The sequence below is a fragment of the Rhodoferax sp. genome, from assembly GCF_023700745.1.
Taxonomy (GTDB): domain Bacteria; phylum Pseudomonadota; class Gammaproteobacteria; order Burkholderiales; family Burkholderiaceae_C; genus Rhodoferax.
The window spans coordinates 73,478-99,033 of sequence record NZ_JAMPYG010000005.1 but is presented as its reverse complement, the minus strand read 5'-3'; the positions used below and the strand labels follow the sequence as shown (position 1 = coordinate 99,033).

At 61.0% G+C, this 25,556-nt stretch carries 18 protein-coding genes; 10 read left to right on the top strand and 8 right to left on the bottom strand.

Annotated features, from left to right (window positions below):
- The first annotated feature begins 67 nt into the window (after window positions 1-67).
- The 5 genes from NDJ10_RS06510 (at window position 68) to NDJ10_RS06490 (ending at window position 8,009) form a co-directional block, all read left to right on the top strand.
- Window positions 68-2,008 (top strand): GNAT family N-acetyltransferase, encoded by a 1,941-nt coding sequence (locus NDJ10_RS06510; protein ID WP_296160400.1) that lies wholly within the window; start codon window positions 68-70, stop codon window positions 2,006-2,008.
- 31 nt (window positions 2,009-2,039) lie between these two features.
- A complete protein-coding gene (locus NDJ10_RS06505) occupies window positions 2,040-3,917 on the top strand; it encodes a patatin-like phospholipase family protein (protein ID WP_296160399.1) in 1,878 nt (625 codons plus the stop codon).
- 293 nt (window positions 3,918-4,210) lie between these two features.
- Entirely contained in the window at window positions 4,211-5,749 is a 1,539-nt protein-coding gene (locus tag NDJ10_RS06500) for an adenylate/guanylate cyclase domain-containing protein (protein ID WP_296160398.1), read from the top strand.
- 344 nt (window positions 5,750-6,093) lie between these two features.
- Entirely contained in the window at window positions 6,094-7,371 is a 1,278-nt protein-coding gene (xseA, locus tag NDJ10_RS06495; RefSeq protein ID WP_296160397.1) for an exodeoxyribonuclease VII large subunit, read from the top strand.
- A gap of 56 nt (window positions 7,372-7,427) precedes the next feature.
- Complete coding sequence (locus tag NDJ10_RS06490; RefSeq protein ID WP_296160396.1) at window positions 7,428-8,009, top strand: Fe-Mn family superoxide dismutase; 582 nt, start codon at window positions 7,428-7,430, stop codon at window positions 8,007-8,009.
- A gap of 67 nt (window positions 8,010-8,076) precedes the next feature.
- Here the strand turns inward: NDJ10_RS06490 and NDJ10_RS06485 are convergent, their stop codons facing one another.
- On the bottom strand, window positions 8,077-9,159 hold the full coding sequence (locus NDJ10_RS06485) for a tartrate dehydrogenase (protein WP_296160395.1): 1,083 nt from the start codon (window positions 9,157-9,159) through the stop codon (window positions 8,077-8,079).
- A 99-nt stretch (window positions 9,160-9,258) separates the two neighbouring features.
- Here NDJ10_RS06485 and NDJ10_RS06480 point away from each other — a divergent pair, with 99 nt between their 5' ends.
- Window positions 9,259-10,176, top strand: a complete 918-nt coding sequence (locus NDJ10_RS06480) for a LysR substrate-binding domain-containing protein (protein WP_296160394.1) — start codon at window positions 9,259-9,261, stop codon at window positions 10,174-10,176.
- On the opposite strand, the gene NDJ10_RS06475 is transcribed toward NDJ10_RS06480, so the two are convergent.
- The gene (locus NDJ10_RS06475) at window positions 10,131-11,072 is read right to left on the bottom strand and encodes a LysR family transcriptional regulator (protein WP_296160392.1); all 942 of its coding nucleotides are present in this window, start codon (window positions 11,070-11,072) and stop codon (window positions 10,131-10,133) included. The two genes, NDJ10_RS06480 and NDJ10_RS06475, sit on opposite strands and share 46 nt — an antisense overlap.
- Before the next feature lie 94 nt (window positions 11,073-11,166).
- Here NDJ10_RS06475 and NDJ10_RS06470 point away from each other — a divergent pair, with 94 nt between their 5' ends.
- The 4 genes from NDJ10_RS06470 to NDJ10_RS06455 all read left to right on the top strand — a co-directional run bounded on the left by NDJ10_RS06470 (window position 11,167) and on the right by NDJ10_RS06455 (window position 16,629).
- Window positions 11,167-12,333, top strand: coding sequence for a mandelate racemase/muconate lactonizing enzyme family protein (locus NDJ10_RS06470; protein WP_296160391.1), 1,167 nt, complete (start codon window positions 11,167-11,169; stop codon window positions 12,331-12,333).
- A gap of 107 nt (window positions 12,334-12,440) precedes the next feature.
- On the top strand, window positions 12,441-13,529 hold the full coding sequence (locus NDJ10_RS06465; protein WP_296160390.1) for a tartrate dehydrogenase: 1,089 nt from the start codon (window positions 12,441-12,443) through the stop codon (window positions 13,527-13,529).
- Between the two features lie 97 nt (window positions 13,530-13,626).
- Window positions 13,627-14,607 (top strand): tripartite tricarboxylate transporter substrate binding protein, encoded by a 981-nt coding sequence (locus tag NDJ10_RS06460; RefSeq protein ID WP_296160389.1) that lies wholly within the window; start codon window positions 13,627-13,629, stop codon window positions 14,605-14,607.
- 18 nt (window positions 14,608-14,625) lie between these two features.
- A complete protein-coding gene (locus NDJ10_RS06455) occupies window positions 14,626-16,629 on the top strand; it encodes a tripartite tricarboxylate transporter permease (protein WP_296160388.1) in 2,004 nt (667 codons plus the stop codon).
- Between the two features lie 79 nt (window positions 16,630-16,708).
- Here NDJ10_RS06455 and NDJ10_RS06450 read toward each other — a convergent pair whose 3' ends face one another.
- The 6 genes from NDJ10_RS06450 to hpnD form a co-directional block, all read right to left on the bottom strand.
- Window positions 16,709-17,932 (bottom strand): class I SAM-dependent methyltransferase, encoded by a 1,224-nt coding sequence (locus tag NDJ10_RS06450; RefSeq protein WP_296160386.1) that lies wholly within the window; start codon window positions 17,930-17,932, stop codon window positions 16,709-16,711.
- A gap of 37 nt (window positions 17,933-17,969) precedes the next feature.
- Complete coding sequence (locus NDJ10_RS06445) at window positions 17,970-20,978, bottom strand: PAS domain S-box protein (protein ID WP_296160385.1); 3,009 nt, start codon at window positions 20,976-20,978, stop codon at window positions 17,970-17,972.
- A gap of 29 nt (window positions 20,979-21,007) precedes the next feature.
- A complete protein-coding gene (locus tag NDJ10_RS06440) occupies window positions 21,008-22,111 on the bottom strand; it encodes an HD domain-containing phosphohydrolase (protein ID WP_296160477.1) in 1,104 nt (367 codons plus the stop codon).
- 89 nt (window positions 22,112-22,200) lie between these two features.
- Window positions 22,201-23,307, bottom strand: coding sequence for a ferrochelatase (gene hemH / locus NDJ10_RS06435; protein ID WP_296160384.1), 1,107 nt, complete (start codon window positions 23,305-23,307; stop codon window positions 22,201-22,203).
- An 88-nt stretch (window positions 23,308-23,395) separates the two neighbouring features.
- On the bottom strand, window positions 23,396-24,691 hold the full coding sequence (hpnE, locus tag NDJ10_RS06430) for a hydroxysqualene dehydroxylase HpnE (RefSeq protein WP_296160383.1): 1,296 nt from the start codon (window positions 24,689-24,691) through the stop codon (window positions 23,396-23,398).
- Complete coding sequence (hpnD, locus tag NDJ10_RS06425; RefSeq protein ID WP_296160382.1) at window positions 24,688-25,527, bottom strand: presqualene diphosphate synthase HpnD; 840 nt, start codon at window positions 25,525-25,527, stop codon at window positions 24,688-24,690. The genes hpnE and hpnD overlap by 4 nt, the downstream gene beginning before the upstream one ends.
- Window positions 25,528-25,556: the final 29 nt, after the last annotated feature.

The following is a 25,556-nucleotide window of genomic DNA, read 5'->3' as shown; positions in this document are numbered from 1 at the left end:
TACAGTGGTCAGACAACCCCCGTTTTAACTGCAGCCCATTTGCCAGGGTGCCTATCCAATATGTTCCATGGATCAACCTGCTGACAGTCTCATGTCCCGCCTGGGCAAGGGTTTGCGTGCCCGTCTGGGTGGGCCGGCGCAAGTGGCACAACCCGACTTGCCGGACACCCTGCAAGCACATGCTGACAAGCTCACCAGCGCCGGGCAGGCGCTGTTGCAGGTGCGTGATGGCGATCATGTGTTTGTGGGCACCGCCTGCGCCACACCGCGTGCGCTGGTGGCGGCGCTGGAAGCCTGCAAACCGCGGCCCTCGGACGTGGAGCTGGTGCACTTCCTGACCGACCATGCGGTGCCGCACGATGCGCAGGGCCAATGCACCTCCCACTACCGGCACCGTACTTTTTTTGTCGGCCAGGACATGCGCGCTGCCGTCAGGCAGGGGCTGGCCGAGTATGTGCCGATGTCGATTGCCCGGGTGCCGGGCCTGATGGCGATTGGCCGTATTGCGGTCGATGTCGCGCTGATCCAGGTGTCCTTGCCCGACGAGTTCGGTTATGTCAGCCTGGGCATTTCGGTGGATGTGATCCCCGCTGCCGTGGCCAGGGCCCGGCTGGTGATTGCCGAAGTGAACCCGGCCATGCCGCGTTCCATGGGTGACTCGACCCTGCATATCAGCCAGATCCACCATCTGGTGCTGGTCGACACCCCGGTCGTCGAGTTTGTGCATCCGCCGGCGTCCGAGCAGGCCATGGAGCAGATTGCGCGCTACATCAGCGGCATCATCGAAGACGGCTCCACGCTGCAAATCGGGCTCGGCCGCATCACCAACGAAGCGCTCAAATACCTCGCCGACCGCAAGGACCTCGGCATCCACTCCGACGTGGTGACCGACGCCATCATTCCGCTGCTGGAGCGCGGCATCCTGACCGGCAAGCGCAAAAGCCGCCAGGTCGGCAAGATCGTGACCAGCTTTGCCATGGGTTCGCGCCGGCTGTATGACCTGATCGACCGCAACCCGCTGTTTTCGTTCCAGCCGATCGAGGCGGTTTGCCACAGCGCCACCATTGCCGCGCAGCACCGCATGGTGTCGGTTACCCAGGCCTTCGCCATCGACCTCACCGGACAGGTGTGCGTGGATCAGCTGCAGGGCGATTACTACAGCGGCATGGCCGCCCAGATGGAATTTCTCGAAGGGGCTTCCTTGTCCGAAGGCGGCAAGCCCATCATTTGTCTGACCTCGACCGAAGACGATGGCGAAACCTCGCGCATCCGGGCCATGCTGCAGCCAGGGGAGGGCGCCAGCCTGCCGCGTACGGCGGTGCACTACGTGATCACCGAATTCGGTATTGCCTACCTGTTTGGCAAGTCCATCCGCGAACGCGCGGTGGCGCTGATTGAAGTGGCGCATCCCCGGTTCCGGGCCGAGCTGTTCGCGCAGGCCCAGGCGCTGGGCTACCTGCCGCCGGGGCAAACCCTGCACAACATGCGGGCCTATCCGGTGGAAGAAGAGCAGGGCGTGCTGCTGCGCGACAAAAGGCAGGTGTTGCTGCGTCCGGCCACCTCGTCGGACGGGGAGGCGATTCGCGCGCTGTTTCATTGCTTGCCCGAGCAGGACGTCTACACCCGCTTTTTCCGCAAGGTGCGTGGCCTGTCTGCTAAAGAGGTGCAGCGCCTGTGCAACCTCAATTTTGAGTCCGAGGTGGCGTTTGTCGCGGCCATCGGTAGCCGCGAAAACGCGCAGATCGTGGCCCAGGGCTGTTATTTTGTCGACCCGTCCACCAACCTCGCGGAAACCGCCTTCATGGTGCACCCGGACTGGCAGGGCTGCGGCCTGGGGTCCAGCCTGCAGGCGTGCATGGTTCGCCACGCCAAGGCGCGCGGTGTGCGCGGTTTCCTCGCCGAAATCCTACCCGACAACGACAAGATGATCCGGCTGGCCCGCAATGGTTCGCTGCAGGTCAGTACCGAACCCACCATGGACACCGTGCGCGTGACCACCTTGTTCTAAGGCGTTTCCCCCAAACCTTGACTGGATTCCTATGCCGACCGACTACCCCGAGCAGGTGCTCATCCACCATTTGCAACGCATGCTCGGCGAGGTCGATGCCGAGGCCCTGCAGCTTTTGCGGCGCCACCTTGAGTGGGTTGAACTGGCCGCTGGCGACACTTTGATGCGCCAGGGCGAACAAGGCGACGCCATGTACCTGTCGATCAGCGGACGCCTGCGGGCCTCGGTGCTGGGCGACGACGGCGCTGAACACATGGTGCGCGAGATGGGGCGGGGCGAGGTGATTGGTGAAATGAGCCTGTACACCGACGAGCCGCGGACGGCCACGGTGGTGGCCATTCGCAACTCGGTGCTGGTGCGCCTGGCCAAGTCCGAGTTTGCCAGCTTGCTGGCCAGCAGCGCGCAGATGTCGATTGCGCTGACCCGCCAGATGATCAAGCGGCTCACCAGTACCAGCCCGCGCACGGCAGTGCCGCCGCCGCTGGTCATGGCGCTGCTGCCCGTCACGGCAGGGGTGGACGGCGCCGACTTCGCACGACGTTTGGCTGTCCAGTTGGGCCGCATGGGCAAGGTCTGCCTGGTCGATGCCGCCAGTGTCGATACGGCCCTGCAGCAGTCTGGTCTGACGCACACTGCCGTCACCGACAACGCCGACAACGCCGACAACGCCGCCAACCGCCGCATCGCCCAGTACCTGGACCAACTGGAATTGGCGCACGATTTTGTGCTGCTGGTGGGCGATGCCGATGCCAGCGCCTGGACCCAACGCTGCAGCCGCCACAGCGACGAGATCCTGCTGCTGGCCGACGCCAGCCAGCCCCCCGTGCTGCATGCTTCAGAGGCCGCCTGCCTGATGCAGCGGGGCGGGCAGAGTGATGCGGCCCAAATCCTGGTGCTGCTGCACGCGGCTGACGTGCGCTGCCCCAGTGGCACCCGGCAATGGCTGGCGCGCCGGCCTGTTGCCGACCATGTGCACGTGCGGCCGGCACTCGACAGTGACATGGCGCGGCTGGCGCGCATTCAGAGCCGGACCGCGGTGGGCCTGGTGCTTGCCGGTGGTGGCGCCAAGGGGCTGGCGCACCTGGGGCTTTACCAGGCCTTGCTGGAGCGCGGCCTGGTGGTGGATTTTGTCGGCGGCACCAGCATTGGCGCCATCATGGCGGCCATGGTCGCCTCAGACCAGCCGCTGGCCAGCGTGATGCCCATTGCGCGCGCGGCCTTTGCCGACAAACCCACCGGCGACTTCAACCTGCTGCCGCTGATTTCGCTGATTCGCGGACGCCGCATGCGCCGCATTCTGCAGGTGGCGCTGGAGCAGATCTTCGGTCACCCGGCGGACATTGAAGACACCTGGAAAAACTACTTTTGCGTGGCCAGCAACTACACCAAGGCCTGCGAGCAGGTGATCAGCGAGGGGCCGCTGACCCAGTCGCTTCTGGCCAGCACCGCCATCCCCGGTGCGTTCCCGCCGGTCCCGGTTGCAGGTGACCTGCTGTTTGACGGTGGCACCTTCAACAACTTCCCCGTCAGCATCATGCGCAAGCGGCGCGGCGTTGGCAAGGTGATCGGCATGGACCTGGGCGTGCGCAAGCCCAAGCCCGTGACGTTTGAAGAAGTACCGGGCACCTGGGCGCTGTTGCGCGATCGCCTGCGCCCGCGCCAGCAGCGCCGCTACAAGCTGCCCTCGTTCATGGCTTATCTGCTCAATGTCAATATCATGTACAGCAACTCGCGCCAGGGCGAATCACGCAGGCTGACCGACCTCTACTTCAGCCCGCCGCTGGAGCGCGTGGGCATGTTGCAGTGGCAGCGCTTTGACAGCATCACCAAGCAGGGTTATGACTACGCCTGCGAGGTGCTGGATGCCATGCCTGAAGACCAGCTGAGGGCTTTCCGGCCGCGCGCCTGAGGCAGAAAGCCATCGGCCTGAGGACGGGCCTCCTACAAATTACCAGGCGCCCTGTAGGAGCGGCGCCCCCGCCGCTATGGCATTCCAGCAGCTATCGGTCCGGCGGTGGGCCTCCTACAAATTAGCACTGCCGGTTCAATCGCCATTGATTTGTACAGCTGTATGAATTAGACAACTGATGCATCTTGACAACAGTAACTGTCTAAATAATAACTGTCTATGTTGGACACTTGCATTTCATCTGTCTATCTGTATAGTTGCAATTGTCTAATAAAGAAACAGTGAGCCATCTCATGTTAACTAGCGTTGCGCTGCTTGAAGGAACTGGTATCTCGCGTGCCACCCTCAATAACTACATTGCGGTCGGGTTGCTGCCCCGGCCCGAGGTGCGTCGGCAAGCGGCGGCGCCTGGCGAGGCGCCCACCACGCTGGGCTATTTCCCGGATTGGGCGCTGGAACGCATCCGGCAGATCCAGCAACTCAAGCGCGAGGGTGCCAGCATGGATGACATCAGGCACCAGCTGGCCGATGCGCCCGAACCCGCCACGCAGACGGCACCACCGCCGCCACGGCAACAACTGCCATCGCCAGTCGCCAGCGCACCGGCTGACAAGCCCCCGATGGTTGAAAAACGCAGCGCCACTGTCCAGGCCAGTGAGTCTGTCCAGGTCTCGGTGGAAAACATTCCCTATGCCGCCTACATGGTCAACTTCGAGTTTCAGCTGATCTGGCTCAACGCGCTGGCCCAGAAAGAATTCTTTGCCGGCAACCAGATCCCGGAGCGCGCCGTCGATCGTTCGATCGTGCCGACCCTGCTTGACTGGGCGGCCGATCTGCCCGCGCCGGAGCAGTCCAACCTGTTCAATGCCCATCTGGGCCTGATCAAAAGCCGTTTGCCGCGCCAGACCTTCAGCCAGAATCTGGGCGACCTGCCTGATGCGCAGCGGCACTGGCTGATGACCTGTTACGACCAATGTCCCGAGCCCGACAACCGGATCCAGCACATTGTTGGGCTGATGCATCCTGATCCTGACGTCGGTCCCTGCCAGGTCCTGGCCCTGGGGTTTCGCGAAGGTGTGTTGATTGTCTATGTGCCCGACAAGCAGGACGTGGATCAGCTGTTGAAATCGATATCACGGCGCGACACCTTCATCCGCAGTTTGCTGAGCCAGCGTCTGCCGGTGTTGACCCCGCTGGCGGTGATGGTGGCCGACCTGCAAAACTCGGTGCGTATTTGTTCCGAGTTGCCGCCCGAGGATTACTTTCAGCTGATCAACCAGATCTGGTCCACGCTCGATCCGATCTTCCGGGAGTATTACGGCGCCTATGGCAAGCACACGGGCGACGGCATGGTCTATTACTTCTTTCCGCAGCCCGACCGCAATTACCTGATGAACGCCGTGCTGTGTGCCAACAAGGTGCGCGAAACCATGCAGGGCATCAGCCATGACTGGAAGGTACGCAAGGGCTGGACCAACCAGTTGTACATGAATATCGGTTTGAGCGAGGGTGAGGAATGGCTCGGCACATTCAAGACCAATACCAACTTTGAATTGGTGGTGCTGGGTGAAACCATCAATATTTGCGGACGCTTGTCTGATCTGGCACGTTTTGGCAAGATCTGGGCTACCAAGGGATTGATCAGCAAACTGTCCAACACCGAACGCTCAAAAATCCGCTACGGCGTGGAGCGGGACACGCCCGAGGGCAAGGTGTTTGTCAACAACTCCTACGCCCAGGTGACCTCACTGTTGTCGAGCAACGAACCGCGACATGCCAAACTCATGGACATTGCCACCTGCGCTGTGGCCGAGGTGCTGCCCAAGCTGTGAGAATCCCGCCATGATTTTGAGTGCATGGTCAAATCGCCCATGTGGTCAAAAGTGTGGCCCGTTTTCAGGGTTTGCATGAGCTGGATCAATTTTTTCAGGCGTCCTTGTGAATAGCTCACAATTTCTGTGGATAACTTTGTGAGTAAATACCCTGATAAACGTCTCTAAATGGCTCTGCGCTTGGTTTGTGTTACTTTGATGACAAATTAATCAGTAAAAAACTTAATGAAATCAATGATTTATTACGAGGAATCACAAATAGCTGCTAGCTTTTTTAAGTTTTCGGGCAAAGCGCGCAACTGTGGGCAATTAGCTATCGCATTGCTAGCGGCAGGTGGTTTGGCATGAGCCCGGCGGCGTCTTTTCAGCCGGTTTCCGGCACCGTCTGGTCGGTCGGCGCGCTGTGCCGTGCCATTGCCGATGCGCTGCAGGCGCGCTTCAATCCGGTGACCGTGCGCGGTGAGTTGTCCGGGTTTTCACGCGCGGCCAGCGGTCATTGCTATTTTTCGCTCAAGGATGCTTCCGGGCAGTTGCGTTGCGCCATGTTCAAGCGTGCGGCTGGCAGCCTGGACTTTGCGCCGCGTGATGGCGAATTGGTGGAAGTGCAGGGGCGCCTGGGTGTCTATGAGCCGCGCGGTGACCTGCAATTGATCGTGGAAGGCATGTGCCGCGCCGGCCAGGGCAGTTTGTTTGAGGAGTTTCTCAAGCTCAAGGACCGGCTGGAAGCGCAGGGCTTGTTTGACCCCGCACGCAAGCGGGCGCTGCCGGTGATGCCGCGGGCCATCGGCCTGGTGACTTCGCTTGGGGCTGCGGCGCTGCACGATGTGGTCACCGCCTTGCAGAGGCGCGTGCCGCACATTCCGGTGGTGCTGGCGCCGGCCTCGGTGCAGGGCGCCAATGCCCCGGCCGAGTTGATGGCCGCGCTGACACAGTTATACCAATTGAAGCGTGTTCCGATTGACGTGATCTTGCTGGTGCGTGGCGGTGGCGCCCTGGAAGACCTGTGGGCTTTCAATGATGAAGCGCTGGCCCGGTTGATCGTGCAAAGCCCGGTGCCGATCATTTGTGGCGTCGGCCACGAGACCGACTTCACCATTGCCGACTTCTGTGCAGACTTGCGCGCCCCCACACCCACCGCTGCCGCCGAGCTGGTGGCTCAACCGCGCGAGGCCTGGCTGGGCGCGCTGGACCTGGCACAGCGGCGCCTGGGTGATGCGGTACTGCGCCAGCTTGACCGGCAGGGCCAGCGGCTGGACCGGGCCGTGGCGCGCCTGGGTCGCCCGTCCGGGCATCTGGCCAGCCAGCGCCTGCGGCTGGCGGCCAGCGCCCATGGCCTGCAAAGTGCGGCACGGCATTTTTTGCAGCAAAAAGAGCAGCATCAGCAGCGTATCGCAGCCCAATTGCCGACCGCCCTGCAGCGCGCCTGGCAACAGCAAGCGCAGCGGCTGGAGCGCTCCAGCCTGCGGCTGAATCTGCTGGACCCGCATCTGGTATTGGCACGCGGTTACGCCATGCTGTCAGATGATCAGGGCAACACCCTTGCCAGTTGCCGGCAGACCGCGCCGGGTATGGCTGTCAAGGCTACCCTTGTTGACGGCACGGTTGATTTGAGAGTCGTGTAAGCTAGACACTGAAAGTTTTTACAATTTCATTTTTGCAACTCAATACCGAGGATCACATGGAACACACTTTGCCCGCCCTGCCTTTTGCGATGGATGCCCTGGCACCCCATTACTCACAGGAAACCCTGGAGTACCACTATGGCAAGCACCACAACGCTTATGTGGTCAACCTCAACAACCTGCAAAAGGGCACCGAATTTGAAAGCATGGACCTTGAGTCCATCGTCAAAAAATCCAGCGCCGGCATTTACAACAACGCCGCCCAGATCTGGAACCACACCTTCTTCTGGAACTGCATGACCCCCAACGGCGGCGGTGAACCTACCGGTGCCCTGGCAGCAGCCATCACTGCCAAGTGGGGTTCTTACGCCGCGTTCAAGGAAGCCTTCGTCAAGAGCGCCGTGGGCAACTTTGGCTCCGGCTGGACCTGGCTGGTGAAAAAGCCTGACGGTTCGGTCGACATCGTCAACATGGGTGCCGCCGGCACCCCGCTGACCACGGCCGACAAAGCCCTGCTGACCGTTGACGTGTGGGAGCACGCCTACTACATCGACTACCGCAACCTGCGCCCCAAGTATGTGGAAACCTTCCTGGGCAATCTGGTGAACTGGCGCTTTGCCGAAGCCAACTTTGCCTGAGCGGCATAAGCCTTGAAAGCAAAAAAACCACCCGAGGGTGGTTTTTTTGTGCCGGTCAATATGGCGGTCAACGGGCAATTTGCGCCGCCAGGGCCTCACCCATTGCCGTCGTTGAAGCATCCCCACCCAGGTCAGGCGTGCGTGGACCCTGTTTCAAGACAGTCTCGATCGCCTGGACGATGGCGTCGTGCGCCTCGCGCATCACGCCTTGCCCAGCGCCCAGAAAGTCCAGCATCAGCGCGCCGGACCAGATCATGGCCACCGGGTTGGCAATGTTCTTGCCGTAGATGTCGGGTGCCGAGCCATGCACGGGTTCGAACAGCGACGGAAACACACGCTCCGGGTTGAGGTTGGCTGACGGTGCCAGGCCGATGGTGCCGGTGGTGGCCGGCCCCAGGTCCGACAGGATGTCGCCAAACAGGTTGGTGGCCGCCACCACGTCAAAGCGGCCGGGCTGCAACACGAAGCGTGCGCTCAGGATGTCGATGTGCTGCTTGTCCACGGTCACTTCGGGGTAGCCGCTACCCACCGCATCGGCACGGCTGTTCCACCAGGGCATGCTGATGGCGATGCCGTTGGATTTGGTGGCCAGCGTGAGGTGCTTGCGTGGGCGGCTCTGGGCCAGCTCAAAGGCATATTTCAGCAGCCGGTCTGCGCCGTGGCGCGAATAGACCGACTCCTGGATGACGATTTCGCGCTCGGTACCCTCGTACATGATGCCGCCCAGCGAGGTGTACTCACCCTCGGTGTTCTCGCGCACCACCAAGTAGTCGATGTCGCCGGCTTTGCGACCCGCCAGTGGGCAGGGTACGCCTTCAAAGAGTCGCACCGGGCGCAGGTTGATGTACTGGTCAAATTCGCGCCGGAACTTCAGCAGCGAGCCCCACAGCGAGACATGGTCGGGCACCGTGGCGGGCCAGCCGACCGCACCGAAATAAATGGCGTCGAAACCGGACAGCTGCTGCTTCCAGTCGTCAGGCATCATCTTGCCGTGCGCCAGGTAATAGTCGCAGTGAGCCCAGTTGAAATGGGTAAATTCCAGCCCCAGTTTGAAGCGCTGGTCGGCCGCTTGCAAGGCACGCAGGCCCTCGGGCATGACTTCCTTGCCAATGCCGTCACCGGCGATGCAAGCAATTTTGTAGGTCTTCATGAAGTTTCCTGAAAGGTTGTGAGATCGAACCGTAATTTACCCATTGCTACGGTTTATGGATCAAGTTAAAGTGACAGCATTGTTTACTTTGAATCAACAATGTCATCACCTACCACAGCGCCATCCGAGATGGCTTTCTTCAGCTTGCTGGCGCGGCTTGGCAGCTTCTCGGCGGCGGCACGAGAGCTTAACATCACGACGCCGGCGGTGAGCAAGCGCTTGAACCAGATGGAGGCCCGGCTCGGCGCGCAGCTGCTGAACCGCACGACCCGGCGGGTCAGCCTCACCGCCGAGGGCGAGTTGTACCTGGAGCATGCCCGCCGGATACTGGTCGAGATCGACGACATGGAACAGCTCATCGGCAGCGCCATCGCCGCGCCCAAGGGCTTGTTGCGCGTGAACGCGACGCTGGGCTTTGGTCGCAATCACATTTCGCCGCTGATCTCTCGTTTTGTCAAACGTTACCCTGAAGTTCAGGTGCAGTTGCAACTGACGGTCAACCCGCCAGCGTTGACCGTCGATGCTTTTGATGTTTGCATCCGCTTTGGCGAGCCCCCCGATGCGCGGGTCATTGCCAAGCGAATTGCCAACAATCGCCGGCTTTTATGCGCGTCACCGGCTTATCTGGCCCAACGCGGGACACCGCGCAATCCATCTGAACTGGCGCAGCATGACTGCATTGGCATTCGTCAAGGTGACGAGGCCTATGGCATTTGGCACCTGAGTTCCGGCCAGCAAAGCCAAACCATCAAGGTGCGGGGAACGCTCAGCAGCAACGATGGCGAAACGGCCCTGAACTGGGCGCTGGATGGTCACGGTATTTTGATGCGGTCGGAATGGGACATTGCCAAACACCTGCACAGCGGGCGCCTCAAGCGGGTACTCGAAAACTGGCAGACACCGTCTGCCGATATCTACGCCATTTACCCCCAGCGGCTCCAGACGGCGACCCGCGTCAAGGCATTTGTCAGCTACCTCGGTGAGGCCTTTGCCACGACTTCCCCGGGAACGGAATAGCCAGTTTGGCGCACCACTTGCCAAAGCGCTTCGGCAGCCTGTCCCATGGATGCGCGATCACGGTAAAGCCTGATTTCCAGATCGACAAACCAGGCATCGGAGGCCGCCGGCACCAGCCGGCTGGCAGCCAGATCGTCGGCAATGAGACTTTTGGGTAACCAGGCGATGCCACGCCCGTCGAGCACCATGGTCTTCAACACCGATGCAAGATGGGCGGTAAAAGGAGTTTGCCTGGCAATTTTCTCCAGGGCACTGTGACGGGTCTCATGCAATATCCGCCCGAGTCCGGACTCGGTACTGTAGGTCAGCAGCGACACCGGAGAAGCCCCCGACTCCAGCAGGTGAAGCGGCCGTCCGTTGGTACCCGCTGCGGACACAGGAATCAGCATGTCACTGCCGATTTGCACCGACGGGTAAGCCTCTGCATGCAATCGTCCCGGCGCCTGCGCATGCACATGGCAGACGACGAATTGCACCTTGCCCTGCGCAATCAGTGCCTCGCAGCGTTGCAGCATGTCGGACTCCAGCTGTATCCTTGCCCCCGTCGTGTGCGCTTCAAGACTGCGCAACCAGCCGGGCATGAAGGTGAACGACAAAGCATGTGTGGCTGCAAACCGGAGGCGATTTGAACTGGCTTCGGCAACGGCACGCGCTTCTCCGGGAACGCGCGCCACCTGCGCCAGGAGGTCATGGGCCACGCGGTGAAACCACTCGCCCGTCGCTGTCAGCCGCACAGGTTGTGAACTCCGGTCAAAAAGTTCGGTTCCAAGCCACTCTTCCAGCGCCCGTACACGACGGCCGAACGCAGGCTGCGTCATGTGGCGGTCCTCTGCGGCGCGCGAGAAGTTGCCGGTTGCGGCCAGCGCCAGAAAGTCGTCAAGCCACGAGAGGTTCATGCCCGGTGCTTTGAAAGCATTGAAGAGAAGAAAAACAGCATTGGTCAAATCGAAGGGTTCTGGCGATCATAGCGTTCCCATCCACGGAGCCTTCATGAAAATCACCGACATCAGAGAGATCACCCTGCCGATCAGTTCCCCCATCCGCAACGCCTACATCGACTTCAGCAAGATGACGCTGAGTCTGGTGGCCGTGATCACCGACGTGATCCGTGATGGCAAACCGGTGGTGGGCTATGGTTTCAATTCCAACGGTCGTTATGGCCAGGGCAAACTGATGCGGGAGCGCTTCATTCCGCGCATCCTGGAAGCCAGCCCCGAGGCGCTGATGGATGACAGCGGCAACAATCTTGACCCGCACAAGATCTGGGACACCATGTTCACCAACGAAAAGCCCGGTGGCCACGGTGAACGCTCGGTCGCCATCGGCACCATCGACATGGCGGTGTGGGACGCGGTGGCCAAGATCGCGGGCAAACCGCTGTTCCAGTTGCTGGCCGACCGTTATGGCGACGGCAAACCGAACCGCAAAATCTTTGTTTATGCTGCCGGTGGCTACTACTACCCTGGCCAGGACCACGGCAAGCTGAAAGATGAGATGCGCAGCTACATCGACCGCGGCTACACCGTGGTCAAGAAGAAGATCGGCGGGGCGTCGCTGGACGAAGACCTGCGCCGCATCGACGCGATTCTGAGCGTGTTGCAGGACGGCCAGAGGCTGTGTGTGGATGCCAATGGCCGCTTCGACCTGGACACCGCCATCCGGTACGCCAAGGCGCTGTCGCAATACGATCTGTTCTGGTACGAGGAAGCGGGCGACCCGCTTGACTTCGAGCTCCAGGCCACGCTGCGCAGTTACTACAAAAATCCGATGGCCACGGGCGAAAACCTGTTCTCGATGCAGGACGCACGCAACCTGATCCGTTACGGCGGCATGCGCCCGGACCGGGACTGGCTGCAGTTTGACTGCGCTCTGAGCTACGGTCTGGTTGAATACCTGCGCACGCTGGACATGCTGAAGGAGCACGGCTGGTCTGCCAGCCGCTGCATCCCGCACGGCGGTCACCAGATGTCGCTGAACATCGCTGCCGGTCTGGGCCTGGGTGGCAACGAGTCTTACCCCGACCTGTTCCAGCCTTTTGGCGGTTTCCCGGATGGCGTCAAGGTGCTTGATGGCCATGTGACCCTGCCTGATCTGCCCGGCATCGGCTTTGAGGCCAAGGCCGATCTCTACGCGCACATGCAAGCGCTCTCGGTCTGATGAAATTGTTAATTCAAAGTAAACAATGATGTCACTTTAATCTGATCCATAAAAATGAGCAGTGGGTATATTTGACCTGTACCTCATATGAATCAACAGGAGACTTCATGAAGACCTACAAGATTGCCTGTATTCCCGGTGACGGCATTGGCAAGGAAGTGGTGCCTGCTGGCCAGACCGTGCTGGAAGCGCTGGCCGGTTCAGGCAGCACCTTCAGGTTTGACTTCGAGCATTTCGGCTGGGGCGGCGACTGGTATCGCGCGCACGGCGAAATGATGCCGGCCCATGGCCTGGATGCGTTGCGCCACAAGGATGCCATCCTGTTTGGCTCGGCGGGCGACCCGCACATTCCCGACCACATCACCTTGTGGGGCTTGCGCCTCAAGATTTGCCAGGGTTTTGACCAGTATGCCAACGTGCGGCCCACCCGCATCCTGCCCGGCATTGATGGCCCGTTGAAACGCTGCAAAGCCGAAGACCTGGACTGGGTGATCGTGCGCGAGAACTCCGAAGGCGAGTATTCGGGTGTCGGCGGGCGGGTGCACCAGGGCCAACCGATCGAAGCCGCCACCGATGTGTCGATGATGACCCGCGCGGGGGTCGAGCGCATCATGCGTTTTGCCTTCAGGCTGGCGCAGTCCCGCCCGCGCAAGTTGCTGACCGTGGTGACCAAGTCGAACGCGCAACGCCATGCCATGGTGATGTGGGACGAGATTGCGGTCCAGGTTGCCAAAGAGTTTCCCGATGTGCGCTGGGACAAGGAGCTGGTGGATGCGGCCACCGCGCGCATGGTGAACCGTCCCGCCACCCTCGATACGCTGGTCGCCACCAACCTGCACGCCGACATCCTCAGTGATCTGGCGGCTGCCCTGGCGGGCAGCCTGGGCATTGCCCCCACGGGCAATATCGACCCCGAGCGCCGTTATCCGTCGATGTTCGAACCGATCCACGGCTCGGCCTTCGATATCATGGGCAAGGGCCTGGCCAATCCGGTCGGCACCTTCTGGAGCTGTGTGATGTTGCTGGAGCACCTGGGTGAACGCGCTGCTGCCCAACGCCTCATGCAGGCCATCAAGCAGGTCACGGCCAACCCGGCCCTGCACACGGGCGACCTGGGCGGCAAGGCCACCACGGCTCAGGTTACGCAGGCCGTGTGTGACATGCTGGCAGCCCAATCACAGCGCCAGCCCGCTTGAAGCAAAGGAGACAGCCCACTGGACGACCGACTGCATTCTTTCCCCCACTAACCGTTTGAGTCAGACTTTTTCGAAATTCATAGAACTGGAGACAACCATGCGCAAATTCAACATTCAAAAACTGCTCTCAACCGCCTTGCTCGGCAGCACCCTGGCCGTCAGCCTGGTCTACGCCACAGGCGCTGCCGCTCAGAGTTACCCCAGCAAGTCGATCAACTACATTCTTCCCTTCAACGCGGGTGGTGAGTCTGATATTTCGGCACGATTCCAGCAGTCGGTCTTCAAGCAAATTGCCGGTGTTGATATCGTCATTCAGTACGTGGCAGGTGCTGGTGGTGCGCAGGCCTGGTCGCAGCTCAACACCATGCCGGGCGACGGCTACACCATCATGGGCATCAACCTGCCACACACCGTGCTGCAGCCGATGCAAAAAGACGTCGGTTACAAAACAGATGACCTGACGCCGGTGCACTACTTTCACTACACGCCCGACGCCATTTTTGTGCACAAGGACAGCCAGTTCAAGACGCTCAAAGACTTGATCGACTATGCCAAAAAATCACCCGGCATGGTGACTTTCAGCGGCTCCGGTTCGAACTCGTCGAACAACCTGGCGCAGGTGCGCTTTGATGAACTTGCCGGCATCAAGACCACCTACATTCCGTTCAGTGGCACCGGCCCGGCCGTCACGGCCATTCTGGGCAAGCAAACCGTCGCCGGCTTCAATTACGCCCCTTCTGCCATTGCCCATGCCGACAAGATGCGCATGCTGGCTGTTGCGTCAGAGAAGCGCATGCCCGCCTTCCCGGATGTGCCCACTTTCCGTGAGCTGGGTTTTGACCTGGTCGGCGGTGCTTACCGTGGCCTGTCGGTGCCCAAGTCAACGCCTGAGGCGGTGCGCCAAAAGGTGTCCGACATCATCAGCAGCATCAATGCCGAACCCACATTCAAAAAGAAAATGGAAGACGGCGGCTTTGTTCTGACCGACATCACCTACAAGGACATGCCCAAGTTCATGACCGAGAAGAAAAAGGAATACGCTGCGCTGGCTGAAAAACTCGGCATCAAAAAGCAGTAATCGAAGAGAGACGCTGCCATGGAAATCCTCAGCTACCTGATCGATGCCCTGACGCTCTTCAATTTGGTATTGGCATTGGCCGGGGTGACGCTGGGCACCATCATCGGGGCCTTGCCGGGCCTGTCGGCGACCATGGCCGTGGCCATTCTGGTGCCATTTACCTTCGCCATGGCGCCGGCATCGGGCTTGATCGCCCTGGGGGCGATCTACACCGGGGCCATCTACGGCGGTGCCTTTGCTGCCATTCTGGTCAATACCCCGGGCACGCCCTCGTCGATCGCCACCACCTTTGATGGTTACCCGATGGCCAAGCGGGGGGATGGCGGTCTGGCGGTCACACTGGCCACGATAGCCTCGGTGTTTGGTGGCCTCGTTGGCGCGCTGACGCTGATTCTGCTGGCACCTCCGCTGGCCAATGTGGCGCTGGCTTTTGGTCCGACCGAGTATTTCTGGCTGGCGATCTTCGGGCTGACCCTGATTTCGGCGCTCTCGGTGGGCAACACCGTCAAGGGTCTGATCGGCGCCTGTCTGGGCCTGCTGATGTCCACCATTGGCGTGGCCGTGGTTGGCGGTGATGTGCGCTACACGATGGATTCCCAGATATTGCTGGGCGGTATTGACATCACTTCGGCTTTGATCGGCTTGTATTGCGTCCCTGTTGTGATTGATCTGGTCGCCACCAGGGCACCGCACCTGTCGGTGCTGGAGGACACACGAGGTTACCGCTTGCCCGAGGCGCTACGCATCAGTTGGTCAAGCAAGTTCAACATGATCCGGAGCTCGTTGATTGGCACAGTCGTCGGCATCCTGCCCGGGGCGGGTGGCTCCATTGCCGGCCTGATCGCTTACTCCGAGGCGCGTCGTGCGTCAAAACACCCGGAACGCTTTGGCAGGGGTGAGCCGAACGGTGTCCTTGCGACCGAATCTTCCAATAATGCGACGGTGGGTGGCGGTTTTATTCCAACCCTGGTGCTGGGTATTCCTGGTACGCCACCCGACGCCATCATTCTGGGCGCGCTGCTGGTGCAGGGTCTCAAGATTGGCCCCAGCCTGTTCAATGAACAAGGTGATGTGGTCTACACCTTCATGTTCGGCTTGCTGATTGCCACCATCCTGATGCTGCCGGTGGGTTTGCTGCTGGGCCGTTACGCCTACAAATCCATTGTCCGCATTCCCAAGTCTCTGCTGGTTCCCACGGTGGCTTTTCTGACCATTTTGGGCAGCTTTGCCATCCACAGCAATGCGCACGACATGCAGATGATGTTTGTGCTGGGCGTGCTGGCTTGGGTACTGCAGCGCTACGGCTTCGCACCGTCGCCCATTGTGCTGGGGCTGGTGCTGGGGCAAATCGCCGAGCAGGGGTTCGTGCAGTCCTACATGATTGGCAACGCCACCAATTCGCTCGCAGCCATGTTTTTCGGACGACCGATCAGCATGGGCATCATTGCGTTTTCCTTGCTGACGCTGTTTTACCCCTTGCTTGCCGGTTTGTTCAGCCGCCGTCGCAAAGCCGGCGTGGTTGAGGCCACCGACACTGTGGTGAAGTCTGCGGTGCAGGCAAAGTACCGGGACGTTCCCGCCATGCTTTTTGGCGTGCTGTTTGTGGTTATGGGTGTGATGGCCTATGTGCAGACCAAAGACATGTCGTCGATGGGATCGGTTTTCCCCGGCACCTTGTCAGCGGCATTGGTTTTGCTGTCGGTGATGCTGTTTGCTTTTCAGGTGGGGCGACCAAAGGCGCCCAGGAAAACCGAAGTACCTGACGAGGTCAAGCCGTCGACGCCGAGGCGTTTGGCACTGATCGTGGCGATGGCGCTCTGGGCGTTGTTACTGCCTTCCATTGGCTTTTTTGTCACCAGTCTGGTGGCCTTTGGGGTTCTGACTGCAATCGCATCGTTTGAGCGGCCCAGTGTCCGTGAACTGGTCCTGTATGCCGTGACGGCCTTGCTCATTGTGGGCAGTTTCCAGCTGTTGATGGACAAGGTACTGGGACTGCGGATGCCAGCCGGACTTTTATTCTGACCAAGACCTGCACCCGGTCGCCCACCATGCGTGCAGTGCAACGTCATCCTTGATCAAGAGCAGCTTCATGCGGGTGGCCTCAGGCTGTGGCTACCGGCAGGGCCGCCAGTCGCCACAGCGAGGTGACCTCTTTGGCGCGCGCCTGGTGCAGTGGGTCACTGGCATCGCTGGCTTTGGGGTGCAGCGGCTTGGCGTCGATACGGCTTACTACGCGCAAGCCATTGCGCTCAAACTCGGCCAGCAATTCGTCACGGGTGCGCAGGCCCAGCAGTTCGGCCAGATTCGACAAAATCAGCCAAGCCTCACCCTTGGCCGCCAGGTGGGCGCACAAGCCCTGCAGAAAACCAAGCAACATGCGCCCCTCTTCATCGTACACCGCGCGCTCCAGCGGCGATCCCGGTCGCAGCGGCAGCCAGGGTGGGTTGCAGACTATCAAAGAGGCCAGCCCAGCGGGAAACAGGTCAGCCTGGACCACGCTCACCTGTTGTTCCAGTCCGAGTTGCGCGATGTTGCTGCGGGCACAGGCCAGCGCACGCGGGTCGGTGTCGGTGGCCACAATCTGGCCCACACCACGGCGTGCCAGCACGGCGGCCAGTACCCCGGTGCCGGTGCCGATGTCGAAGGCGGTGAGCTGGTTTTGGCCCTTGGGCGGCTTGGGCAAATGGGCGGTGGCCACCAACTGGAGGTATTCCCCCCGAACTGGTGAAAAAACGCCGTAATGCGGGTGAATGCGGTTGTGCGGCGGTGTCCCAAGCGCCGGGATTTCCACCCCGACGCGTTGCCATTCATGGGCGCTGCGAATGCCCAGCAGCTCGCGCAGTGACACCACCGATTTGGCACCGTCCAGGTCGGGTGCACCCCAGGCTTCGGTCAATGCCTCCTTGGTGTCCGGGGCCCGGCGCAAGCTGATGCTGTAGTCGGCATTCACCTCGATCAGCAGCATGCCGAGCAGGCGGGCGCGCCGCGCCTGCGCCTGGCGATGCTGGTTCAGGGCATCAAGCAAAGTCGCGGGTTGCGTCATTTTTTGGCGTTTGCCGGGTGACACCTGATCAGCCCGGCGGGCCATGGCCTGCAGCAGGTGGCGTGCGTTTTGAAAGTCGCCGCGCCAGAGCAGGGCAGTGCCTTCGCAGGCGGCTCGGAAGGCGCTGTCAGCCGGTATGGTGTCATCGGCCAGCAGCACGCGTTGCGCTGGCATCAGGCCGCGTTCCGAGCGCCAGCGGGCACTGCATGGCAGCCCGTTCTCCTGCCATTGAAGGTGGCTGGGCGATTGTTCGGGCAGAGTGTCAGGTGGCGTGAGTGGCATAAAGTGATGGGAAATTTGAAACCTGTGAGTTGTAACATCAAGTCGGGCCTGATCGGCCTCTTTGCCGCAGGGTTTGACAGGCTTCGTCAAAAGCGAATTGCTGCAATTGGCTTGCCAGCGGGCTGAAGTCTTCGCCCAGTACCAGCGCCAGTTCCTTGTTGTGTTGCTGGAACAGGTGCAAGGCCGCTGCATCGCTGTGGCGCAGCAAGTCTTCAAGCTGCGTCAACACCTGTTGCATCAGACCCGCATCGGGCATGACTGGCGGGTTCTGAACCTCTGGAGGCAGTTTGACAGATGCGCCATCACCGGTCGTGTCGGTGCTGCCACTGCCGGGGCCTGGCAGCCAGGTCAGCAGGGTCGTGTACAGGGTTTCAGGCTCGATCGGCTTGCTGATGAAGTCGTTCATGCCCGCCTCGCGGGCGGCCAACCGGTCGGGCGCAAAGGCGCTGCCCGACAAGGCAATGATGGGCAGGTTTTGCCACTGGGGCAAGGCGCGCAGGGCACGGGTGGCCTGAAAACCGTCCATCAGCGGCATTTGCAGGTCCATCAGGACCAGGTCATAGGTTTCATCTGATTCGCAGACCTGTGCCAGCGCCTGCTGACCATCGCTGGCGGTGCGCACCTGCAGGCCGACGTGGCTGAGCAGCTCTTGTGCCACCTCCAGGTTCAAGCGGTTGTCATCGACCACTAACACACGCTGACCGCGGTGCCGGGCCAGCAGTTGTTGCCCGGAATCCGTGGTCAGTGGCTGCGGGAGCAGGTGCTGCGGACTGTGGCTGAGTGTGACCCTGGCGGTGAACCAGAACGTGCTGCCCTGGCCCGGCACGCTGCTCGCTCCGGCGTCACCCCCCATGAGTTGCGCCAGGCTGCGGGTGATGGCCAGCCCCAAACCGGTACCCCCATAGCGCCGGGTGGTGGAGGCGTCACCCTGCTCGAAATTCCTGAACAGCCGCTGCATGGTCTCTTCATCCATGCCAATGCCGGTGTCATTCACTTGAAAGCGCAAGGTGGCTTGTTCACCTTGCTGTTCCACTTTGGAGACGTCGATGCTGACGCCCCCTTTGGGGGTGAACTTGATCGCATTGCTGGCCAGGTTGAGCAGCGCCTGACGCAGCCGGGTGGCGTCGGCCTGCACCCACAGTGCCAAGGCGTCTCCGCCGATCTGCAAGTTCAAACCTTTGGCCAGTGCGTCGGGTTCAATCAGGGTTTGCACGTTGCCGACCACCTCGGTGATCTGGAACAGTTGCTGCTCCAGCGTGATTTTTCCGGCTTCAATTTTGGAAATGTCCAGCACATCGTTGATGATGTTCAACAGATGGCGGCAGGCGCTGTCGATTTTGTTGAGTTTGTCCAGTTGTGCCGGGCTGGCGCAGTCGCTGCGCAGCAGGTGGTTCAAACCCATGATGGCGTTCATGGGGGTGCGGATTTCATGGCTCATGTTGGCCAGAAAGGCACTTTTGGCCTGGTTCGCCGCGTTCGCTTCCTGGTGTGCTGCGGTGAGTTCCTGGGTCCGCTGCGCGACCAGATCTTCGAGGTGATGGCGGTAGCCGTCAAGCTCGATGCCGATGTGTTTCTTTTCGGTGATGTCCTCCTTGACCGCCACATAGTGGCTGATACGGCCATCTTCCTGGCGCAGCGGGGTGATGATGGCAAATTCAATGTATTCGCTGCCGTCCTTGCGCTTGTTGTAAAACTCGCCTTTCCACATGCGGCCTTGTGTCATGGCCGCCCAAAGATCCTCGTAGGTGCGTTTGGGCGTTTTGCCAGATTGCAAAATTTTCGGGTTTTGACCGATCACTTCGTGCGCCAGATAACCGGTGATGTGCTCAAACGCCTCGTTGACGTATTCAATTTCGGCATTCAGATTGGTGATGACGATGCTCTCGGGGCTTTGCGCCACGGCCTGTGACAACTTGCGCAATTGTTCAAGTGTTTTTTCGCGCTCGGTGATGTCATAGGCAAGTACCAGTTTTGCCGCACGATCCATAAAAGTGAGGGGGTTCGAGGTAATTTCTACCAGTCGAATGTCGCCGTTTTTGTGCCGGTGCCGCCAGTGTTCACCCGCTTTGCGGTCCGGCGCAATGTTGTCAAGCATTCGCGGCACATCTTCTGCTGGCCGAATGTCACGCAGTGTCATGGCCAGAAATTCTGTGCGGTTGTAGCCATAGTGCGCCACTGCCGCGTCGTTCACCGCCATAAACGCCAGCGTTTGCAACTCGTAAACCCACATCGGCAGTGGATTGTTGTCAAACATGGTTTTGTAAAGGGCTTCGCTACGTTGCAAAGCGGTATCGGCGCGACGTTGGCGCACGATGCGCCAGATGGCCTCGGCGACCAGACGCACCGTTTCGGTATCGGTGTCGCTGTAGGGCGCTGGCTTGTTGCCCACACTGACCATCATACGTACCAGGCCACCCTCCATCACGGGCACGCTGATCAGCCGGTGCAAAGGGGCGTGTCCTTCGGGCAGGCCGTATGGGTCGCCGGCATGGGGGTAGTCGTTGAACACCACCGCGCGCCGCTGGCGCAGCGCATCGGCCCAGATGCCGGCCTGATGGATGGGGTAATGGCTGTCAAAGGCAGCGCTGCCGTAATGGGTCAGCGAGCCACCGGACCACGTCGCCATTTCAAGGCTTTCCTGGTCTTCGTTGACAAAGTGGATAAAGCCAATCTGGCTGCCGGTGAGTTGTTCGGCGGCGTTCAGACCCTGTTGCATGAAGCTGGACTCGTCCATGGTTTCGGCGGCAACGGGCAGGTCCAGCAGCGTCTGCGTGCGCCGGGCCAACTGGGCGATGGTGTGTTGTTCGTGCAGCAACGCCCGGGTTGATTTTTGCAGCCAGCGCCGGCTCAAGACAAACAGCCAGGTGGTGGTCACCAGTACAAAGACACCCCCCTTGAAGGTGCTGAATCTGACGATATCGGCCGGGTCAGTGACCAGCCAGCCCAGGACATGGTCAGAAAAGACGATCCATAACGCGGCAAAGGTGGCATAACTCAGGGCGATTTTCTGCGCCACCTGTTTGGGCGTGAGTTGAGACGCTCGCATGGTGTGATGGAGGGCGCCGATGGTCGGGTTCAGGCACTGGCCTGGTCGTCCCGGTGTTGCATGGCAATGGCAACAAAGGCGGCGAAATGACTCAGAAAGGCATCTGTCATATCGGGATCAAAATGTTTGCCGCGCTGCTCGGCGATCAGTTCCCGCGCCATCTCAAAGGAAAACGCCGGTTTGTACACCCGCGCCGAGATCAGGGCGTCGAACACATCGGCGATGGCCATCAGGCGGGCGGAGACGGGAATGGCATCGCCTGCCAGTTGGTCGGGGTAGCCCGTGCCGTCCCATTTTTCATGGTGCCAGTGGGCAATTTCCTTGGCCAGGGTCAGAAACTCCAATGGTCTTTCGATGTCTTGTTCGGCCAGTTCGATTGCATCGCTGCCCAGTCTGGCGTGGGTTTGCATGATGGCCCATTCCGGCGCCGTGAGCTTGCCGGGTTTGTTCAGAATATGGTCGGGGATGCCCACCTTGCCGATGTCGTGCATGGGGGCCGAGCGCGTCAACAGGCTGATGCAACGTGGCGAGAGGGTGTGCTGGAATCGGGGGTGCCCTTTGAGTAAGTCAGCCAGCAACGCCATGTAGCCCTGGGTGCGTGCCAGGTGTTTGCCGGTTTCGGGATCGCGTGTTTCGGCCAGATGCGCCAGCGCGCGGATGCTCACCTGCTGGGTCAGGTCGTTCTCGGCCATGCGCCGGGCTACCTCTGCTTCCAGCGCAGTATTTTGATCTTTGAGCCAGTCGCGTGCCTGCTTGGCCTGCAACTGGGTGCGCACCCGGGCCAGCACAATGGCCGGCGTGATGGGTTTGGTGATGTAGTCCACCGCACCCAGGCTCAGGCCACGCTCTTCCTCGCGCGGGCTGGCGAGTGCGGTCAGGAAAATGACCGGGATATTGGCACAGAGTGCGTCAGCCTGCAATGCCTGCAACACCTGGTAACCGTTCATTCCCGGCATCATCACGTCGAGCAAAATCAGATCGGGCCGTGGTGCGCTGCGGGCTACCTGCAGACCGCGTTCGCCATTGTTGGCGGCCAGTACCCGGTAGTGCGGTTGCAATAATTCACTCAGAACAAACAGGTTCTCTGGTGCGTCGTCCACAATCAACAAAGTCGGGCGGGTCGAGTCATTCATGCAGGTTTTGCTCATGTTGGAATGCTTGATCCAGGCTGTATTAAACATGAAAAGTATATGCGTTGCTGTCTGTCACTGAGGGCGTGGCTTTATTGCCTTGCACCCAGCGCCAGTGCTGCCGCCCTGGCGGCGTCCAGCGTTGCCGTGTCTGGCGCGGTCTGGGTCGGCCAGCCCTGCAGGTGTTGCTGGGTGATGTCACACAGCGCGGTGATCCAGGCGGGGTCGTCGTTGAGGCAGGGGATGTAATGAAATTCCTGGCCGCCGGCATGCAGGAACGCCTCGCGTCCTTCCATGTTGATTTCTTCCAGCGTTTCCAGGCAGTCGCTGGTGAAGGCCGGGCACAGCACGTCGACCCGTTTGACGCCGGCCTGGCCCATCGCAATCAGGGTCGGTTCGGTGTAGGGCTGCAACCATTTGGCCCGGCCCAGGCGCGACTGAAAACTCACTTTGTATTGTTCTTTGGACAGGCCCAGTTGCTCGGCCAGCAGCCGCGCCGTCTTGAAGCATTCGCAGTGGTAGGGGTCGCCCAGATGCAGGGTGCGCTCAGGCACGCCGTGAAAACTCATCAACAGCACATCGGGGCGGCCGTTCACTTGCCAATGGTGTCGCACCCGGCCTGCCAGGGCAGCGATGTAGCGGGCGTCGTCATGGTAGTGGTTGATGAAACGTAGTTCAGGCAGGTTGCGCACCTTGCCGGCCCAGTCATAAACCGCATCGAACAGGCTGGCCGTGGTGGTGGCCGAATACTGCGGATAAGCCGGTACGATCAGCACGCGGGTCGTGCCCGCAGCCTTGAGCTGGTCGAGTTGCGAGGCAATCGAGGTGCTGCCATAACGCATGGCGTAGCGCACCTGCACGTCGTGGCCACGCTGGGCCAGCCAGCCTTGCAGCATCTTGGCCTGCTTTTCGGTCCAGATTTTCAGGGGTGAACCTTCGGGCAGCCAGATGCTGGCGTACTTGGCGCCTGATTTGGCCGGTCGAAAGCGCAGGATGATGCCGTGCAGGATCAGCAGCCAGAGCAGTCGGGGCACTTCGACCACCCGCGGGTCGCCCAGGAACTCACCCAGGAAGCGACGCACATCAGGGGTACCGGGCGAGTCCGGTGTACCCAGGTTGCAGTAAAGCACGGCGGTGCGTGGCTTTTGTCCGTGGGTAAAAGGCGGCTCTTTGGCGAAGGGGGAGGTGAGAAGATTCATCTTGCTATTTTCGTTGAGTCGGATTGACACCGCATACGGGGATTGGGTCTGTTTTCCAATGATGGCCAGGTTGCAGGAGCGGCAGGGGTCACAGCAGCGCCGCCGCAGCGCAGCCACTGCGCACGGCACCTTCCAGCGTGGCGGGGTAGGGGCCTGCCAGGTAATCACCACAGGCCAGCAGGCCCGGCGCAATGGCGGGTGGCGGCCGCTGCAGCGCCGGGGTGCAGGCAAAGGTGGCCCGTTTTTCAACGACCGTTTGTACCGCTTGCAAGTCCAGGCCGAGCTGGGCCCGGGCCTGCGCCAGCACCTGTGCCTGCAGCGTGGCACGCCCACCCTGGGCAGCGCTCACCACAAAAGCCAGCAAGCCTGCCGGGCCACCCAGCTGACCCCGATCGAAGACAAACTGGGCTGGCTGCTGCGTGTTGTTGCGCAAGGCCAGCATGGCCCGGGGCAGGGCAATTTGCGGGGCCCAGGCATAGACCGTGGCGATGGCTTCATGGCGCAGGCTCTGGGTCAGACGAATCCAGTCCGTTACGTTTGCCACGCTGTCTTGCGGAACTTGAAGCACAGATTGCGTCAGCACCTGGGCTGCCTGGGAGGCCGCGGTGGCGAGGATCACCGTGTCAAACAATTCACCTTGTACCAGCCATTGCGGGCCTTGTGCCTGCAGCGATGCAACCCGCTGCCCCAGCCTCAGCAGGCCGCCACGTTCAAGCAGCCAGCTTGCTGCCGCGTCAGGAAACAGGGCGCCCAGGTCGACTCGGGGCAGCAGCAGGCGCGAGCCGCCCTGCACACCAAAAAGGGCGTCATGCATGACGCGCAAAAACACCTGGGCGCTGGCTTGTCCGGGCGGGGTGTTGAGTGCCGAGACACACAGGGGCTCGATCAGTTCGGCCCTGATTCTGGGCGTCAGGCGCTGGCATAAGTCAGCCACGGAAAGCGTCTCAGCGCAACGGAAGCCCTGGCCTTGCCAGCCCAGCGCAGCACGCAGCAATGACCACTTGTCGGCCAGCGACCAGCCCTGCGCTTGCAGGATGCCGCCCAGTGCATCCAGTGGTGTCGGCCAGCCGGTAAATTGCAGGCCCTGGCTATCTGGGAACTGCAGTGTCATGGGCACGTCGAGCAGCGCGGCTTTGGGGGAGATGCCGACCAGGCACATCAAGGCCAGGGTTTCGGTGTAGGCTCCGATCAAGATGTGCTGGCCGTTGTCGAGTGGTATCGGTGTGCCGTCCGGCAGGACCCGGGCAGGGTTGCCGGGCAAGGCTCTGGCACGGCCACCCATGGCATGGGCTGCTTCGAACAGGGTGACGTGGTGGCCGGCCTCGGTGGCTTTGACGGCTGCCGTCAAACCGGCCCAGCCGGCGCCGACGATGGCAACTTTCACAGGCGGCCCAGCGCCTGCACTTTCCAGGCCAGCCAGAATTTGCGCAAGGGCGTCAGGCTGATGCGCTGGTGCAGCACGGCAAAGTTGTCGCGCTCGATCTCTGCCAGCAAGGCGCGGTAAATGCTGGCCATCATCAAGCCAGGTTTTTGCGCGCGGCAGTCGGCGGCTGGCAGCAGCGCCAGCGCCTGGTCATACAAGCCCTGGGCGCGCTCGGCCTGAAAGCGCATCAGCGCGGTAAAACGGTCTGAGTAGCTGCCGTCCAGAATTTCCTGCGCGGTGACGTCAAACTGTTTCAGGTCGTTGACTGGCAGGTAAATCCGGCCACGCCGGGCGTCTTCGCCGACATCGCGAATGATGTTGGTGAGTTGCAGTGCCTGCCCCAGGGTATGCGCGTACCGGGTGGTCTGGGAATCGGTCTGGCCAAAAATCTGCGCTGCCACCTCGCCCACCACGCCGGCCACCAGATGGCAGTAATTCTGCAGGCCTGCGTAGTCCAGGTAGCGGGTCTGGTTCAGGTCCATCTGGCAGCCCTCGATGACGGCCTGCAAGTGGCGCTGCTCAATCTGGTAACTGGCCGCCAGCGGCATCAGTGCCTGCAGTACCGGGTGGCTGGGCGTGCCTGCAAAAGCCTGTGCTACCTCGGTGCGCCACCATTGCAGTTTGGTGGCGGCCACGCCGGGATCCACCATCTCGTCCACCACATCGTCGACTTCGCGGCAAAAGGCGTAAAAAGCGGTGATGGCGGCGCGCTTGGGCGCTGGCAAAAACAAAAAAGCGTAATAAAAGCTGCTGCCCGAGGCGGCGGCTTTTTGCTGGACGTAGTCTTGGGGGGTCATGGGCAGTTTGAGAATTGCGTCCGAGTTTA

Bases quoted from the DNA above. Each gene is read 5' to 3' on its own strand.
- NDJ10_RS06460 (WP_296160389.1), top strand. From the start codon at position 13,627: ATGCGCAAATTCAACATTCAAAAACTGCTCTCAACCGCCTTGCTCGGC.
- NDJ10_RS06445 (WP_296160385.1), bottom strand. From the start codon at position 20,978: ATGCGAGCGTCTCAACTCACGCCCAAACAGGTGGCGCAGAAAATCGCC.
- NDJ10_RS06475 (WP_296160392.1), bottom strand. From the start codon at position 11,072: ATGAACCTCTCGTGGCTTGACGACTTTCTGGCGCTGGCCGCAACCGGC.
- NDJ10_RS06485 (WP_296160395.1), bottom strand. From the start codon at position 9,159: ATGAAGACCTACAAAATTGCTTGCATCGCCGGTGACGGCATTGGCAAG.
- hpnD (WP_296160382.1), bottom strand. From the start codon at position 25,527: ATGACCCCCCAAGACTACGTCCAGCAAAAAGCCGCCGCCTCGGGCAGC.
- NDJ10_RS06505 (WP_296160399.1), top strand. From the start codon at position 2,040: ATGCCGACCGACTACCCCGAGCAGGTGCTCATCCACCATTTGCAACGC.
- xseA (WP_296160397.1), top strand. From the start codon at position 6,094: ATGAGCCCGGCGGCGTCTTTTCAGCCGGTTTCCGGCACCGTCTGGTCG.
- hemH (WP_296160384.1), bottom strand. From the start codon at position 23,307: ATGAATCTTCTCACCTCCCCCTTCGCCAAAGAGCCGCCTTTTACCCAC.
- NDJ10_RS06510 (WP_296160400.1), top strand. From the start codon at position 68: ATGGATCAACCTGCTGACAGTCTCATGTCCCGCCTGGGCAAGGGTTTG.
- NDJ10_RS06470 (WP_296160391.1), top strand. From the start codon at position 11,167: ATGAAAATCACCGACATCAGAGAGATCACCCTGCCGATCAGTTCCCCC.
- NDJ10_RS06465 (WP_296160390.1), top strand. From the start codon at position 12,441: ATGAAGACCTACAAGATTGCCTGTATTCCCGGTGACGGCATTGGCAAG.
- NDJ10_RS06455 (WP_296160388.1), top strand. From the start codon at position 14,626: ATGGAAATCCTCAGCTACCTGATCGATGCCCTGACGCTCTTCAATTTG.
- NDJ10_RS06490 (WP_296160396.1), top strand. From the start codon at position 7,428: ATGGAACACACTTTGCCCGCCCTGCCTTTTGCGATGGATGCCCTGGCA.
- NDJ10_RS06500 (WP_296160398.1), top strand. From the start codon at position 4,211: ATGTTAACTAGCGTTGCGCTGCTTGAAGGAACTGGTATCTCGCGTGCC.
- NDJ10_RS06450 (WP_296160386.1), bottom strand. From the start codon at position 17,932: ATGCCACTCACGCCACCTGACACTCTGCCCGAACAATCGCCCAGCCAC.
- NDJ10_RS06480 (WP_296160394.1), top strand. From the start codon at position 9,259: ATGTCATCACCTACCACAGCGCCATCCGAGATGGCTTTCTTCAGCTTG.
- NDJ10_RS06440 (WP_296160477.1), bottom strand. From the start codon at position 22,111: ATGAATGACTCGACCCGCCCGACTTTGTTGATTGTGGACGACGCACCA.